Origin of the sequence: Micromonospora sp. NBC_01796 (genome assembly GCF_035917455.1) — a bacterium.
Lineage (GTDB): Bacteria > Actinomycetota > Actinomycetes > Mycobacteriales > Micromonosporaceae > Micromonospora_G.
This window is the reverse complement of the sequence record NZ_CP109078.1, coordinates 4,718,217-4,732,643: the sequence shown is the minus strand read 5'-3', so window position 1 is coordinate 4,732,643 and position 14,427 is coordinate 4,718,217. Positions and strand designations below refer to the sequence as shown.

Below are 14,427 nucleotides of genomic sequence, written 5' to 3'. Positions count from 1 at the left end.
TCACCAGGGATCCGGCGTACCGGGGGTCCAGCAGACCCCCTCAAGGGCGGTGCCGGGGCACACCACCCGACCTACCCTGGACACCATGAGTGACCACTCGTCCGCCGGTGGAGGCAACCCGGAACTCCGCGACTTCCTGCGTTCCCGGCGGGCCCGGATCACCCCGGCGGAGGCCGGGCTCACCCCTCATCCGGGCAGCCGACGGGTGCCGGGCCTGCGCCGCGAGGAGGTCGCCCAACTCGCCGGCATGAGCGTGGACTACTACGTACGCCTGGAGCGCGGCCGCAACCTGAACGTCTCCGAGTCGGTCCTCGACGCCCTCGCCCGTGCCCTGCGACTCGACGAGACCGAGCGGAGCCACCTGTTCACGCTGGCCCGACCGAGCCGCGCCCAGCGCCGCCCGATGCCACCCCAGCGGGTACGGCCGGGGCTGCACCGGGTGCTGGAAACCCTCGCCGACACCCCCGCGATGATCACCGGCCACCGGATGGACGTCCTGGCCAGCAACCACCTGGCCCGGGTCCTCTACACCGACTTCGAGGCGCTGCCCCCGCGCGAGCGGAACATGGCTCGCTACCTCTTCCTCGACGAGAGCGCCCGCGACCTGTACGTCGACTGGGACGAGGCTGCCCGAGGCACCGTCGCCGCCCTGCACCTGTACGCCGGACGCCACCCGCACGACCCTCGGCTCGCCGAACTGGTCGGCGAACTCTCCGTACGCGACCGGGACTTCCGGCGCTGGTGGGCCGCCCATGACGTGCTGCGCCACGGCCATGGCAGCAAGCGCTACCGCCACCCCCTGGTCGGTGAGCTGACCCTGGCGTACGAGGCCCTCACCCCGAGCGGCGACGACGAGCAGATACTCGGCGTCTACACCGCCGAGGCCGGGTCAGCGTCCGAGCAGGCCCTGCGCCTGCTGGCGAGCTGGACCAGCGAGCCGGCCGCCCCCGCCCGACCGGGAACGGCCCAGCCGACCAACCGCCTCGATTAGCCGATCGACCGCCTCGTCCGATGTCGACGCGAATTTGCTACGGAAATGCGATTGCCATGGTCATCGGTCGCGTTTACCTTAGAGAAGCAAGCCGAACACCTACTTAGAAGCAAACACCTGACCGAGGAGCGGCCGTGTTGCAGCACAACACCGACACCGGCACCACGCGACTGATGTCGCGCGGCGGCGTCGTGCTGCTCGGCGGGGAACGAGCCCATTACTGGCCCGCGAGCGGATGTCGGCGATACCTGGGCAGGCGGCGAACGTAGCGCTATCACGAAGCGTCTACGCCGCCCCTCCCACCATCGGGAACGGGCGGCGTTCTCGTTGTACGACCATGTTCCCAGGGGTATAGCTCAGTTGGCCAGAGCGTCGGCCTCCAAATCCGAATGTCGCGGGTTCGATTCCTGCTGCCCCTGCTCTCCCCCGACTCCGGCCGGCGGGAACGATAGTTGAGAACTCCACAGCGGATGGTTACACATGCCCGGTCGACAGCATTTCCGTTGTTGGCCGGGCGGGGAACAGTGCTGGTTCCCCATCCGGCTCCGGTAGCCCAACGGCAGGAGGCAGCGCCTTCAAACCGCGCGCAGTGTGCGTTCGAATCGCACTCGGAGCACCTACACGCCGACGTAGCTCATCGGGTAGAGCACTCGACTCATGATCGGGAGGTGGTTGGTTCGAGACCAACCGTCGGCACGCACCACATGCCCGGCTAGCCCAATTGGAAGAGGCACCTGCCTTAGGAGCAGGAGGTTGGGGGTTCGAATCCCTCGCCGGGTACGCATTTGATGGGCTCGTAGCTCAGTTGGTAGAGCGCCTGCCTTGCAAGCAGGAGGTGGCAGGTTCGAGACCTGTCGGGTCCACATTGCCCCTGTAGCTCAGCGGAAAGAGTGCCTGGCTACGAACCAGGAGGTCCGGCGTTCGAATCGCCGCAGGGGCGCGTACGGGATATGGCCCAGCTTGGTAGGGCGTCTGACCGGGGGTCAGAAGGTCGTCGGTTCGAATCCGGCTGTCCCGACCATCCATTGGTTTCGTGTCGGTGGCACACTGTCCCGGCCGTCGCTTCGAGAGGAATCCGATGCCCACCCCCAACCAGACGAAGCTCCACCAGGTCAATGCGCTGGTGAAGGGTTACAAACCGCAGGCGGCCAGGGCGCTGACCGACGCCCACCACGCCTCACAGAAGGGTCAGCCGCTCGCCGGGATCTCCCGGCAGTACCAGCCCTTCTCCGACGACGAGCGGGAGCAGTTGCCGCCCGAGTCGACGCGGGTGCAGATCAACGTGGCCGACGTACTCACGGACGCCTCCCGGGCCCTGACCCGACTGTTTGACCTTCAGCTCACCCAGGACGCCAGCAACGCGATCGCCAAGGCGGACGTGGTCGTCGACGGCCGGACGATCATCGAGGCCGCACCCGTCACGTACCTGCTGTTCCTGGAGAAGCAGCTCATCGACTGGCGTACGTTCGTCGACAAGCTGCCCACCCTGGACCCGGCGGAGGCGTGGGAGCTGGACAACGACCGGGGCTGCTACCGCTCCGAGCCCGCTCGGACGCTGAAGATGCGCAAGACCTCCCGCAACCACGTACGGGCCGAGGCCACGGAAAAGCACCCGGCGCAGGTCGACGTGTTCAACGAGGACATCGCCGTCGGTACCTGGACCACCGTCAAGCTGTCCGGTGCGCTGCCGGCCGAGACGGTCAAGGGGCTGCGGCGCCGGGTCGACCAGCTCATCGACGCGGTCAAGATTGCCCGAGAGGAAGCGAACAGCGTCGAGGCCGTCGACCGCAAGGCCGGCGAGGCTGTGTTCCAGTACCTGCTCGGGTAACCCACGGACACCCCCTGGAGCGGGGGTGGCGCGAAAGCGCCGAGGTTGAGACTGACCCATCAGACTCACCAGGCGTCGGTTCCAGTGGAGGTTCGATCCCTCCTCCCGGCACCACCGGCCGGGATAGCCCAACGGGTAGAGGCAGACCGCCGCCGACCAGGCTGAGGTTATCGCTCCAGACTCAGCACCTCACCAATCGCCAGATCTACCGACCACCACCAATCGCCTCCGAGATGCCGGTTCGAGTCCGGTCTGCCGCTCCAAACCGTGCGGCGGTGGCTCAATGGCAGAGCGCGGAGACATCAGTATCAGGGGTGGCCTTAAACGCCGCTGGCGTGTGAACGGTGAAGCCATTGGGGGCCCGGCGAAGGGTATCGCCGGGCCTCCGCCAAACTCGCTCCGCTAGCTCAGTGGACAGAGCATCGGTTTCCTACACCGGGTGTCGCAGGTTCGACTCCTGCGCGGAGCACAACATCGAGCGCCGCTAGCTCAACGGGAGAGCAGTGCACTTTTAATGCACGGGTTCAGGGTTCGAGCCCCTGGCGGCGTACTGCGGGCGTAGTGGAGTTGGAACCATACCGGGCTCATAATCCGGAGACGCCGTTCGAGTCGGACGCCCGCCACCAAGTCCGTGTAGCTCAGCGGGAGAGCATCGCTCTTACAAAGCGAGGGTCCCAGGTTCGAATCCTGGTACGGGCACTGTGACAGTGGCTCAGTGGTGAGAGCGCCGGACTGTGGCTCCGGAGGTCGCCGGGTTCGATTCCCGCCTGTCACCCCGAGCGGGCGCGCCGACGCTGGAGAGTCGGGGCCGGCTGTAGACCGGCTGCTTTGCTGAGGGGGTTCGAATCCCTCCGCCCGCACCACCCGGTCGACCGTACCGGGGTTCCGACCACGTCCATGACCTGGTCGACCGGTCGGGTACGAGCGTCCGTACCCGACCGGTCGAGCGGACTCAGGCCGACGCGGGAGGCACGTTGGCCTCGTATTCGCCCTGCATGTTCCCGGCGGGGTAGAAGGTCGCCACGATGTACGTCTCCCACCACTCTCCGCCCTTGCCGGAGGCCCGGCCGAAGCCGACCTTGGTGGTCTCCCGCCAGACGAGCTGGGTGAAGTGTCCGGTGGCTCCGGGGCCGCTCGATGACGGGTCGCCGAAGTTGTAGTCGGTGATCTCCCCGTACCAGCCGGAGGTGGCGTCCTCGGCGCCGGCGGGAGTTTCGTCGGTCGACGCGTGCCAGGAGAGGTTCTCGCCGTACGTGTGGTCGAGGTCGGCGTGCCCGCGACTCAGTCCCTCCTCGGTCGAGATGAGGCTGGCCCGCGATTTGGCGTAATCCACGAGTGTGTCGTCGAGCGTCACGGGCGGTACGCCGTGCTTGGCGCGGTAGTGGTTGACGCTGGCTACCATGTTTTCCAGGAAGACCTGGTCGGTCGTAACCGGGAATGCGTCGCGCATTTTTCCGAATCCCTTCGAAAACAATCGGCGGTCGCCGTTGCGGCCCAGTCACGTCGCCATCCGGATGATCTGGGTCGCGTTGACGCGGATCACGACCGGCATCAGCCAGCCAGACGCAAGTACAGCAGCCATCGTTCCGACTCACTGTGAATGAATGGGGGATGAATGAGCTCCTTCCTGTATTCAATACTCCGTCACAACACCTTTGAGTGGGTTTAGTCGGCGCGACTGGTCCCGCCAATGTCGGTGATCCGTCAAGGGCATCACGCACTCGGGGTGGGCTCCGCGAGCCCACCCCGAGTCCTGTTTCGGAGCCGTACGCCGGTTAGCTGATCTGGCCCGGTGCGTCCACGATCCGGCCGGCCAGGCGGGTCAGCATGACCAGGAGATCGCCCTTCTTCACCTGGACCGGTTCGTTGTGAATGGGGCCCTCGGGGGTCACCTCGTCGGTGTTGAGGTCGAAGTCCTTGGCTGCCACGGATCGGTAACCGATGAACTCATGACTGCCCGGGTCAAGGAGCAGGTCCTCCTGCCGCCACCCGTCCTGCAGGCGGCCGACCGCCGTCGCCGTACGGCCGTCGACGCTGACCGGATCCGGTGCCTGGGCAACACCGGGGATCAGGGCGGCTGCCCGCAGCAGCGCCGCCATCACCGCGGGCGGGAGCAGGTTGCTGCGCAGGATCGTGGAGATCGCGCTGAACAGTCCGGTGTTCCGTTGCTCCTCGGTGTCCACGTTGAACGGGCCCGTCCTGGCCCGCAACCAGTCGAGCAACGCGTGCGGATCGGTGGGCAGTGCGGCCAGCGTCGGATAGTCGGTCGGGGGGAAGCGGGTCATCCCCGGGGCCTCGTCGACGATCTGGAGCGCCCCGTCGACGATCTCGCCGGTCTGCTTGCCGTCGGCCCGGCTCCACTGCCGCGTTGTCACCTCGGCCTTCAGACCCTTGCTCGGGACGCCCGCGTCCGAGTTGACGATCCTCAGCTCGACATAGGTCCACTGGTCGGGTCGCGGCGGCGTGAACGGCTGCGCCTCGGCGTACGCCGCTGCCAGCTCGAAGGTCACGGCCGCGGACCCGGACGCTCGGTACGGTTCGTCCGGCTCCTCGGCGGGGCCTCCGATGGTGACGAGGCCGAACGCCACGGCGGCTGCTGCCACCGTGGCGATGCCGGATCGCCACGCCCAGCCCCGAAGGCGCCAACCGCGGGCCTTGACGTGCGTAGGTACGGGCACCTCCGCGACGTCGGTCCGGGCGATCCTGGCCATCAGCGCCGCCCGCGCCCGGTTCTGCGCGTCCGGCGACGGCGGCTCGGCCCCGTGCCAGCGCTCACGCAGGGTGGTGATGTCGTCGGTCACTCGAAGTCCCTTCCCATTGCCCTGGGGTCGGCGCCTCCCAGCGCCACCTGCAATTTCTTGCGTGCCCGATGCAGCCGTGAACGGACGGTGCCGGCGGGGATCTCCAGCGCCCGGGCGATTTCCTCGCCTGTCAGGTCCGCCCAGGCGACCAGGAGCAGCACCTCCCGATCGGAGGGTGCGATCTCGTGCAGCGCCGCCGCGAGGCGACCCCGGACGGCCTCCGCGTCCAGCCGCAGGGCGAGTTGGTCGGTCTCGCCGTCGAGGTTGGCACCGGCCGTCGCGAGACGTTCCGCGCGGGCGAACGCCTGGTACCGCCGGGCCTCTGCCCGTTCGTGCCCGGCGATGAGATTGGACGCGATGCCGTACAGCCAGGGCCGGGCGCTGTCCTGGGTCGTGTCGTACCGCCGCCACTTGTCGAACGCGACCAGGAAGGTCTCCGCGGCGACGTCGTCGGCGAGGTCACGCCCCAGCCGCCGGCTCGCGTACCCGTGGATCGTCGGGTAGTAACGGTCGAAGATCGCCTCGAACGCACCCGGATCCCCGTGCATCCGGCTGATGATCTCGGCATCGGTGACCTGCGCGGCGGTGTGCGCGTCTCGTGTCACCACACCCATATGTTCTCCATTCGCGCGTACCCCGGTAACGACGCGGGGGCTTGTCTCTACTCCGCCGATGGCGGCAGAAGTGTTCGCGAATGTGGCGGGGCCGGGGGCTGTCGCCGGGTACGACGACGTCCCGCCCGCCGAGGTGCCGGCGGGCGGGACGGGGGGAAAGGTTCTGCTAGGCGTCGCGGTTTGCCGGGGCCGGCTGGTCGGCCGGCTCGTCCCCGGTGAGCGGTTCCTCGTCGAGGATGGCCGGGTCCGGCTCGGGGGTCTCCCGCAGGTGGCGGTTGTGGCGGGGCTCCTGGCGCGTCTTCGCGTCGTTGAGCCGCCGTCGCAGGTCGTCCCGTACGTCGTTGAGCGCGGCGTGCAGGTCCTCCTCCGAGGAGGTGGTGACGATCTTCTGCCGACCGGCGACCCAGCACTCCAGGGTGACCTTCTGCCCCCGGGCGGCCCGGTCCTTCACCGACACCTCGAGTTCGGTCCGGTCGACGGCGAACGAGGCCAGCCGCGCGTCCAGGGTGGCGAACTGTTCGACGATCCAGTTCCTGTCCCCCTGGGAGAAGCCGGTTCCGACGCGCAGGCAGTCGTCGACGGTCGCCGGGCTTGCCTGGGTGCTCATCGCCGCACCCCGCTCTCAGACAACACAGAGCCAGGAGTACGGGAAAGCGTGTTACTAGGCATATGCGCTGATCCTCCGATTCGGCCACGTGTGCCGTGACTTGCGGCTGATCAACTCATACCCCACCCACGTCCCTCGCCAAACGGAGATGTGACCCCGGCCGATGACACCGGCACCACATTGACAGGCTTCCATGGGAGGGTTACCGTCCGGCAGGAAAGCGCTTTCTTCGTGCTCCCGACCTCCTCACTCCGCCCGTCCCCGGAGGTTCATCCACCATGCCCGGATCACACCGCCGAACCCTGCTCACCGTCGCCACCGCCGCCGCCACCAGCGTCCTGCTCGCCCTGACCCAGCTCGGCGGCGCACCGTACGCGTTCGCCGCCACCCTGTTCACCGACGACTTCTCCGACGGGAACACCTCCGGCTGGTCGAAGTCCGGTGGCACCTGGTCCCTGGTCGCCGACGACGGCCAGGCACTCCAGCAGGCCAAGGGCGACACGGACAACGCCCGACTGTTCGCCGGAACCACGTCCTGGACCGACTACACCGTCCAGGCACGGGTCAAGCCGCTGACCCTGCCGGCAAACGGCGCGGTGGCCCTGCTCGCCCGTGCCTCCGGCGCGACGACCTACCTCCGGCTCGCCCTCCTACCCGGCAACCAGGTCCGGCTGGAGGCGGTACGCAGCGGCACGGCGACCGTACTGGGCTCGGCCTCCCGGTCGGTCGCGACCGGCACCTGGTACACCCTGCGGATCGAGATCGCCGGCTCGGCGGTACGCGGTTACGTCGACGGCACCCTGGTCACCTCCGGCACCAGCCCGATCGCCGGGACCGGCCGGATCGGTGTGCAGACCCTCTACGCCACCGCCCGGTACGACGACGTCGCGGTGACCAGCGGCGGCACCACACCCACCACGCCACCCACCACACCCCCGACCGCCACCCCCACCCCGACCATCACGCCGACCCCGCCCCCCACCACCGGTCCCCCACCGAGCGGGCAGTCCTCGGTGGTCGCCAAGGACGGCAGCGGAAACTTCACCAGCGTGCAGGCGGCCGTGAACGCGGTGCCGACCGGGAACTCCAGCCGGTACACCATCACCATCAAGCCCGGCACCTACCGGGAACTGGTCTCCATCCCGGCCGGCAAGCCGTACATCTCGTTCGTGGGATCGACCGGGAACGCCACCGACGTGGTGATCACCTACGACAACGCCTCCGGCACACCCGCACCGGGCGGCGGCACCTACGGCACCTCGGGCAGCGCCTCGGTCACCATCGACGGCAACGACTTCACCGCCCGGAACCTCACCTTCTCCAACAGCTTCGACGAGTCGGCGTACAACTACAGCGCCGAGCAGGCGGTGGCGGTGCTCACCCGGGCCGACCGGCTGGTCTTCGACAACGTCCGGTTCCTCGGCAACCAGGACACGCTTTACCCCAACAGCGCGAACGCCTCCACGATCGGCCGGTCGTACTACCGCAACTGCTATGTCGAGGGCGACGTCGACTTCATCTTCGGCCGGGGCACGGCGGTCTTCGACCGCTGCGAGATCAAGGCGCTGAGCCGGGGGTCGTCGAGCAACAACGGGTACGTCACCGCGCCGTCGACCATGATCAGCAACACGTACGGATTCCTCTTTGTCCAGTGCACGCTGACCACCGACTCGGCCGCGGCGCAGAGCGTGCACCTCGGCCGGCCGTGGCACCCGAGCGGTGACGTCAACGCGATCGGCCAGGTGGTGTTCCGCGACAGCGTGCTGGGGGCGCACATCAAGAACTCCCCGTGGACCGACATGTCCGGCTTCTCCTGGCGGGACGCCCGGTTCTTCGAGTACCGCAACAGCGGGCCGGGTGCGACGGTCACCGCGGACCGCCCGCAGCTCACCGACGCGCAGGCGCCGAACTACACCGCCCCGAGGTACCTGGCCGGGCCGGACGGCTGGAACCCGATCTACTGATCCCGTACGTGATCGCGGGGCGGCAGCAGCGCGGCTGCCGCCCCGTACCGCGACGTGCGTCGGGGTTCCGCCCCACGCACCTGTCCGACCCGGGCCGGGTCTGTCCTGGTAATGTTCGGACGCGGCCGTCGAGACGTACCGACGGCGTGAAATGCGGACGTAGCGCAGTTGGTAGCGCATCACCTTGCCAAGGTGAGGGTCGCGGGTTCGAGTCCCGTCGTCCGCTCTTCCTTACCTGTCGGTCAGGCCGGGTGTTCCGCGCAGAGGCAGCCGACGCCCTTTTCGATCCACTCCGTCCGGCCCACTCCGGATGCCGTTCGAGCATCAGTGCCGAGACCTCCGCGACCTGCACGAACTCGCCGGCCACCTACCGCCCGGCCGCACCCGGCCGCCCGCAATCGGCTCCGGGCCGCCCCGGCGAACGGTCGCGGTAACCCGCACCATTGGTCGAGCTGCCGAATATTCGCGTCTGAAATACGACTAACCACTGGCGAATTGCGCCGATGTCGGGGCCGATCGGGAGCCGGGTCGCCGGAACCGACGCTGAGCTGCGCAAACAGCGGCGGTCGGGCAACCGGAACGGCTCCCGACGGAAATGCGACCCCGCCGAATGGGGACCGACGTCGACGGTGACGCCGTAGCGCTCACCGAAGCCGATTCGTACGCTGTCCCGGGACGTCGGCACGGCCGTGGGAGGGTTGATAACACTGACCACCGCGGACCGTCCGACGCTTTCCCTCCCCGAACACCACCGGGTGAATTGACGTGTACGTGACCCGGCAACTCGACGACGTGGCGACAGATCGGGTCGTCTCGTTTCCCGACACCGAGGTGAACGCGCTCGCCCTCATGATTGCCCGGGAGCACACCGAACTCGCCGCCGTGGTGACCCGTCCCACGGCCGCGCCCGTCATGCCCGCCGACTTTGTCCACGCCGTCGTGGACGACCTCGAACGGGTCGCGGTCGAGCTGCTGCCGGCGTGGCTACCGGACGCGGCGGAGGTCGACCGACCGGACACCATCGGCCTGGCGGCAACCCGAATGGTCGCGACCGCCCACGCGCGCCGGGCGCACTATCCCGTCCCGTTCCTGACCGAACTCGCGGTCCTCGCCCTGACCGGGCGCCGGCCGACGAGAACCGTGCTTCCGCTGCGGACCCGTACGGCCGCGCTGGCCCGGCTCGTGGCGGAGGCGTTCGGCCGGCGACGGGTGGTGCTGCTGGTGGAACTGGCCGGCGCCACACCCGGTGGACGGGAGGTCGTCGCCGCCGGCGCCGACTGGCTCGTACAGAACGGTGGTCCGGCGGTCTGGCTGGTCGGCGCGGGCACGGCCGAGCTGGACCGGATCCCGGCGGTGTCACTGAGCCCGCCACCACCGACAGCCCGTCCGGCCGATGACGCGACGATCGTCGGCCGACCACACCCGGCAAGCACGGTCGAGAAGGCCCTGGAGGTCGCCCTCGCGGCGGAGAGCTGGGCCGCCGGCCGGAGGTGGAACCAGAGCTACCAGTCGAACGCGCTCAGCTCACCGGTGCGGCTCGACCTGCTCTGGCCGGAGGAACGCTGTGTCGTCGAGCTCGACGGCCCGGAGCACTGCCATCCGGCGCGTTTCGAGGCCGACCGGCAGCGCGACGTCCTGCTGCAACTGGACGGGTACGCCGTCCTGCGCTTCACCAACACCCGAGTGACCCACGACGTCGGCGCGGTCGTCCACCAGATCGGTACGTATCTGCGGGCCCGTCGGCGTGACACAGCGGAAGGACGAGACCATGGCCAACGATGACCTGAACGCATCCGAGAGTGCCGTTCTCATAGTGCTGATGGCCGAGGCCCGAGAAGTCCTCAACACCGAGCTGGTCGAGCGGTACGGGCTCGACGTACGGAAGCCGCAGCGCGACAAGCTCACCGCGCTGCACTACGTGGCGAGCCGCAAGAGCGGTCGCACGTACGCGCTGCAACTCGACGACAAGGGCTGGGTACGGGTCCAGAACGATCTGGACTTCCGTCAGCGGGGCGCGCCGGCACACGGTGCCGCCCTGACCGCCCTGCAGACGAGTCTGCGTGACCGCGTACTGGCGCGCAGCGGGTGTGCCGGGTTCACCGAACTGTTCGCACTGACCGACGTACGCGGTCCGGCACCGGATCCGGTCCCGGACGCGGGGCCGGCGCTCCGGCTCCGGATCATCACCACCTACCGGGCGCTCGCCCTGGAACCCGGGGGTTGGGTGAGCCTGCGCCGGCTGCGCCCGTTCTTCGCGGATCTGCCGAGGGACGTCCTCGACGAGGCCCTGCGCCGGCTCAGCCTGGAGGACGGGGTGAACATCGTGCCCGAGTCGAACCAGAAGACCCTGACCGAAGCCGACGTCGAGGCCGCCCTGCACCTCGGTGGCCAGGAGAACCACCTGCTAGCGGTCGGCGTGTAATGGACGATGCGGAGCGCGCCGCCCTCGCGGCACTGAGGTTCAACTGGGCGCCGGTGCCGGACGACGTCTGGCGACCGTTGCCGTTCCACGTCGACGGCCTGCACGCACCGGTTGTCCGCGACGTACTCGACGGAGTCGAAGAGGCAAGAGCGAGTACGGACAGCAGCCCGATCGGCCTCGTGGTGCAGGGGCAGCGCGGCTCCGGCAAGACGCACCTGCTCGGCTGGACCCGGCAGCAGGTGCAGGAGCGGGGAGGCTACTTCTTCCTGGTCGGTCTGCTCGACGCCGGCAGCTTCTGGGACAACGTACTGTCCGCGATCCTCGACGGTCTCTCCCGGCCCGTGCCCGGCAGCCCGGAGACCCAGCTGAAGCTCCTTCTCCGGCGGCTGTCGGAGAAGGTCGGTGCGCCCAGGACGGCTCGGCGCGCGGTCATGGGCGAAACGGAGCTGACCCGTACGGCCCTGGACGCCTTCATCGAGGGCCTGGGCGGGTTCGACCGCCACGTGGCCCGGGTGAGTCAGGAGACGGCTCGGGCGCTCGCGTTGACCGCCTCGGAGGAGGTGGCGCACCGCGATCTCGCGGAGAACTACTTCATCTCCGGCGAGGAAAGTGTTCCGGGAGAGCGGAACACGTGGGGCATGCGCAAGGCGCCCCGGCCCGCGCAACAGATCGTCCAGGACCTCTCCTGGCTGCTGGCTCTCACCGGCCCGTCGGTGATCGCCATCGACCAGATCGACACGTTGATCGCCCAGTTCGCGATCCAGAGCGATCCGGCCCTTCCGGCTGCGGCGGCGATGGAACCCGAGCAGGCCCTGATGCTGGCCCGGATGGCGGACGGGCTGATGTCGTTGCGGCAGCAGACCCGGCGGACGCTCACCATCGTCGCCTGCATACCGAACTCCTGGACCATCATCAGGACCGCCGCCGCCGACACGGTGGCCGACAGGTTCCGGCTGTCGTCGCAGCTCAAGAGGATCAACGACGACAACCTGGCCAGGGCGATCGTCGAGAAACGCTTCGCGACGCGGTTCCGGGAGATCGGTTTCGAGCCGCCCTTTCCCTCCTGGCCGGTGTCACCCCGGGCCTTCGCCCACGCGGGGCATTTCACCCCACGCCAGTTACTGATCGAGATCGACCGGCACATCCGCGACTGCATCGCCTCCGGCCAGGTCCGGCAGCTCGACAGCCTGGGCGAACCGCCCTCCACCGAACCCCGCGCGCCCCGCCCGGCAGCCGTCGTGGCCACCGCCGACGAACTCGCACAGTTCGACGCCCGATTCGCCGAGTTGAAAGCGTCGGCGGACGTCACCGCACCGCTCGGTCGCGAGTCGGAGAACGAGACGATCCCGCCACTGCTCGCCGCCGGGCTCACGGCGTGGATCCTCGAACGCGGCGACGACGGCGAGGCTTTCAGCGTCGACCCACCGCCGAGCACCGATCCTCCGCTGCACGCCCGGCTGCGTCTCACCCTGAACGAACGCACCGAGGACCAGGTCCACTGGTGCTTCCGGGCGGTCAGCGACGAACACCACCACATCGCGGCGCTCGCGCGTATCCGCAAGGCGTGCATGGCGGCGGCCCTCGACACGGGTACGCCGAAACGCCGGCTCTTCCTGCTGCGCAACACGAAATGGTCGGTTGGTACGAAGACCCGCGCCGCCGTGAGCGAGTTCGAGAAGGCCGGGGGTCAGACACTCGCCCTGGACGACGAGGATCTGCGCATCCTGTCCGCACTCCGGATCATGCTCCAGGGGTCGACGATGGACATCCAGGGCTGGCTCGCCGATCGCCGGCCGACCCGGGACCTGAAGTTCCTCCAGCAGGCGCTGGCGGATGTCGACACCTGGGCGGCGGTGCCCGGTGAGCCGGCCGCCGGAACCACCGCCCCGGACGACCGCTCCTCCGCCGCGGAACCGGGCGGGGTGCCGGCCGGGGAATCAGCGGAGCCGCGATTCACCATCGGCTACGACTTCGACGACAACACCTCGCCGGTCCGACTGTCCCTCGAGGCGTTGCGGAAACACGCCACGATCTTCGCCGGCTCCGGTTCGGGCAAGACCGTCCTCATCCGCCGGATAGTGGAGGAGTGCGCCCTGCAGGGCGTATCCGCGATCGTCCTGGACCCGAACAACGACCTGGCCCGACTGGGCGAGGGATGGCCCGAGCCGCCGGCACACTGGCGACCGGGGGACGCCGAGCAGGCAGCGGACTATCTCGCGTACACGGATGTTGTCGTCTGGACGCCGCGGCGGGCCTCGGGCCGACCGCTCAGCTTCCAGCCGCTGCCGGACTTCCGCAGCGTGCGCGACGATCCGGACGAGTTCAACGAGGCCGTCGAGGCTGCCGTCGCCGCGCTCGCGCCACGGGCGATGGTCACCGGCCGGGCGACCAGGGCCCATCTCGGGCTCGCCGTGCTGCGCAAGGCGATCGAGCACTACGGTCAGCGCGGCGGCACCCGGCTGAAGGGCCTCATCGACACCCTGACCGACCTGCCGGACGGCACGATCGATCTCGACGACGCCGAGAAGATCGGCCTCGGGCTTGCCCAGACCCTGACCGCGGCCATGGTCAACGACCCACTGTTCGGCGGCGCGGGCACCCCGATGGATCCCGGTCTCCTGCTCACTCCCGCGCCGGGCAAGCGGGCTCGGATTTCCGTGATCAGCATGGTCGGGTTGCAGTCCGACGATGCCCGTCAGAGCTTCGTCAACCAGCTCCAGATGGCGCTCTTCGCCTGGATCAAGAAGAACCCGGCCGGTGACCGGCCCCTGCTCGGGCTGATGATCATGGACGAGGCGCAGACGTTCGCCCCCTCGGGCGCGATGACGGCCTGCACCCAGAGCACCCTGGCGCTGGCCGCCCAGGCCCGCAAGTACGGCCTAGGGCTGATCTTCGCCACCCAGGCGCCGAAGGGCCTGCACAACCGGATCCCCGGCAACGCCGCCACACAGGTGTACGGCCTGATGAACAGCCCGATCCAGATCGAGGCGGCACGCGAGATGGCGAAGGCCAAGGGCGGCGACGTACCGGACATCTCCCGACTGACCGTCGGCGAGTTCTACCTCGCCGCCGAGGGCGCCGCCCCCAGGAAGATCAGGACCCCGCTCTCGCTGAGCCACCACCCGCGCAGTCCACTCACCGCCGAGGAGGTGTTGGTCCGCGCCCGCACCACCGTGCAGGGACCCGAGGAGTAGCCGTCC

Annotated in this window: 10 protein-coding genes and 14 tRNA genes; 20 read left to right on the top strand and 4 right to left on the bottom strand. The window is 68.9% G+C overall.

All coding sequences use genetic code 11. The features are described from left to right. Positions 1-85: 85 nt before the first annotated feature. The 15 genes from OIE47_RS21930 to OIE47_RS21860 all read left to right on the top strand — a co-directional run bounded on the left by OIE47_RS21930 (position 86) and on the right by OIE47_RS21860 (position 3,682). On the top strand, positions 86-991 hold the full coding sequence (locus tag OIE47_RS21930) for a helix-turn-helix transcriptional regulator (RefSeq protein WP_326556401.1): 906 nt from the start codon (positions 86-88) through the stop codon (positions 989-991). Positions 992-1,336: 345 nt separating this feature from the next. After that, a tRNA-Trp gene (locus OIE47_RS21925) sits at positions 1,337-1,410 on the top strand. A 123-nt stretch (positions 1,411-1,533) separates the two neighbouring features. Further along, a tRNA-Leu gene (locus OIE47_RS21920) sits at positions 1,534-1,607 on the top strand. A gap of 7 nt (positions 1,608-1,614) precedes the next feature. Next, positions 1,615-1,687: transfer RNA gene (locus OIE47_RS21915), tRNA-Met, on the top strand. Between the two features lie 10 nt (positions 1,688-1,697). Continuing rightward, a tRNA-Leu gene (locus OIE47_RS21910) sits at positions 1,698-1,771 on the top strand. 10 nt (positions 1,772-1,781) lie between these two features. Further along, positions 1,782-1,854: transfer RNA gene (locus tag OIE47_RS21905), tRNA-Ala, on the top strand. 4 nt (positions 1,855-1,858) lie between these two features. Next, a tRNA-Arg gene (locus OIE47_RS21900) sits at positions 1,859-1,931 on the top strand. 4 nt (positions 1,932-1,935) lie between these two features. Then, positions 1,936-2,012, top strand: a tRNA-Pro gene (locus OIE47_RS21895). Between the two features lie 57 nt (positions 2,013-2,069). Then, positions 2,070-2,819, top strand: a complete 750-nt coding sequence (locus OIE47_RS21890; RefSeq protein ID WP_326556400.1) for a DUF7873 family protein — start codon at positions 2,070-2,072, stop codon at positions 2,817-2,819. 396 nt (positions 2,820-3,215) lie between these two features. Next, positions 3,216-3,288: transfer RNA gene (locus OIE47_RS21885), tRNA-Arg, on the top strand. Between the two features lie 9 nt (positions 3,289-3,297). Further along, a tRNA-Lys gene (locus OIE47_RS21880) sits at positions 3,298-3,369 on the top strand. Between the two features lie 2 nt (positions 3,370-3,371). Continuing rightward, a tRNA-Ile gene (locus OIE47_RS21875) sits at positions 3,372-3,441 on the top strand. A 5-nt stretch (positions 3,442-3,446) separates the two neighbouring features. Continuing rightward, positions 3,447-3,518 (top strand) — tRNA-Val (locus OIE47_RS21870). Positions 3,519-3,520: 2 nt separating this feature from the next. Next, positions 3,521-3,594 (top strand) — tRNA-His (locus OIE47_RS21865). A gap of 4 nt (positions 3,595-3,598) precedes the next feature. Next, positions 3,599-3,682: transfer RNA gene (locus OIE47_RS21860), tRNA-Tyr, on the top strand. Positions 3,683-3,771: 89 nt separating this feature from the next. On the opposite strand, the gene OIE47_RS21855 is transcribed toward OIE47_RS21860, so the two are convergent. The 4 genes from OIE47_RS21855 to OIE47_RS21840 all read right to left on the bottom strand — a co-directional run bounded on the left by OIE47_RS21855 (position 3,772) and on the right by OIE47_RS21840 (position 6,841). Then, the gene (locus tag OIE47_RS21855) at positions 3,772-4,269 is read right to left on the bottom strand and encodes a CAP family protein (protein WP_326556399.1); all 498 of its coding nucleotides are present in this window, start codon (positions 4,267-4,269) and stop codon (positions 3,772-3,774) included. A gap of 325 nt (positions 4,270-4,594) precedes the next feature. Next, positions 4,595-5,620, bottom strand: coding sequence for a CU044_5270 family protein (locus tag OIE47_RS21850; protein WP_326556398.1), 1,026 nt, complete (start codon positions 5,618-5,620; stop codon positions 4,595-4,597). Continuing rightward, entirely contained in the window at positions 5,617-6,228 is a 612-nt protein-coding gene (locus OIE47_RS21845; protein ID WP_326556397.1) for an RNA polymerase sigma factor, read from the bottom strand. Before OIE47_RS21845 ends, OIE47_RS21850 begins: the two co-directional genes overlap by 4 nt. Positions 6,229-6,400: 172 nt before the next feature. After that, complete coding sequence (locus OIE47_RS21840) at positions 6,401-6,841, bottom strand: HPF/RaiA family ribosome-associated protein (protein WP_326556396.1); 441 nt, start codon at positions 6,839-6,841, stop codon at positions 6,401-6,403. A 278-nt stretch (positions 6,842-7,119) separates the two neighbouring features. Between OIE47_RS21840 and OIE47_RS21835 the strand changes: the two genes are divergently transcribed. The 5 genes from OIE47_RS21835 to OIE47_RS21815 all read left to right on the top strand — a co-directional run bounded on the left by OIE47_RS21835 (position 7,120) and on the right by OIE47_RS21815 (position 14,421). Next, entirely contained in the window at positions 7,120-8,805 is a 1,686-nt protein-coding gene (locus OIE47_RS21835; RefSeq protein WP_326556395.1) for a pectinesterase family protein, read from the top strand. Positions 8,806-8,958: 153 nt separating this feature from the next. After that, positions 8,959-9,031: transfer RNA gene (locus OIE47_RS21830), tRNA-Gly, on the top strand. A 539-nt stretch (positions 9,032-9,570) separates the two neighbouring features. Next, entirely contained in the window at positions 9,571-10,587 is a 1,017-nt protein-coding gene (locus OIE47_RS21825; RefSeq protein WP_326556394.1) for an endonuclease domain-containing protein, read from the top strand. After that, positions 10,574-11,227, top strand: a complete 654-nt coding sequence (locus OIE47_RS21820) for a hypothetical protein (protein WP_326556393.1) — start codon at positions 10,574-10,576, stop codon at positions 11,225-11,227. The genes OIE47_RS21825 and OIE47_RS21820 overlap by 14 nt, the downstream gene beginning before the upstream one ends. After that, entirely contained in the window at positions 11,227-14,421 is a 3,195-nt protein-coding gene (locus tag OIE47_RS21815) for an ATP-binding protein (RefSeq protein ID WP_326556392.1), read from the top strand. Before OIE47_RS21820 ends, OIE47_RS21815 begins: the two co-directional genes overlap by 1 nt. Positions 14,422-14,427 lie beyond the last annotated feature (6 nt).

Bases quoted from the DNA above. Each gene is read 5' to 3' on its own strand.
- OIE47_RS21930 (WP_326556401.1), top strand. From the start codon at position 86: ATGAGTGACCACTCGTCCGCCGGTGGAGGCAACCCGGAACTCCGCGAC.
- OIE47_RS21890 (WP_326556400.1), top strand. From the start codon at position 2,070: ATGCCCACCCCCAACCAGACGAAGCTCCACCAGGTCAATGCGCTGGTG.
- OIE47_RS21855 (WP_326556399.1), bottom strand. From the start codon at position 4,269: ATGCGCGACGCATTCCCGGTTACGACCGACCAGGTCTTCCTGGAAAAC.
- OIE47_RS21840 (WP_326556396.1), bottom strand. From the start codon at position 6,841: ATGAGCACCCAGGCAAGCCCGGCGACCGTCGACGACTGCCTGCGCGTC.
- OIE47_RS21835 (WP_326556395.1), top strand. From the start codon at position 7,120: ATGCCCGGATCACACCGCCGAACCCTGCTCACCGTCGCCACCGCCGCC.
- OIE47_RS21820 (WP_326556393.1), top strand. From the start codon at position 10,574: ATGGCCAACGATGACCTGAACGCATCCGAGAGTGCCGTTCTCATAGTG.
- OIE47_RS21815 (WP_326556392.1), top strand. From the start codon at position 11,227: ATGGACGATGCGGAGCGCGCCGCCCTCGCGGCACTGAGGTTCAACTGG.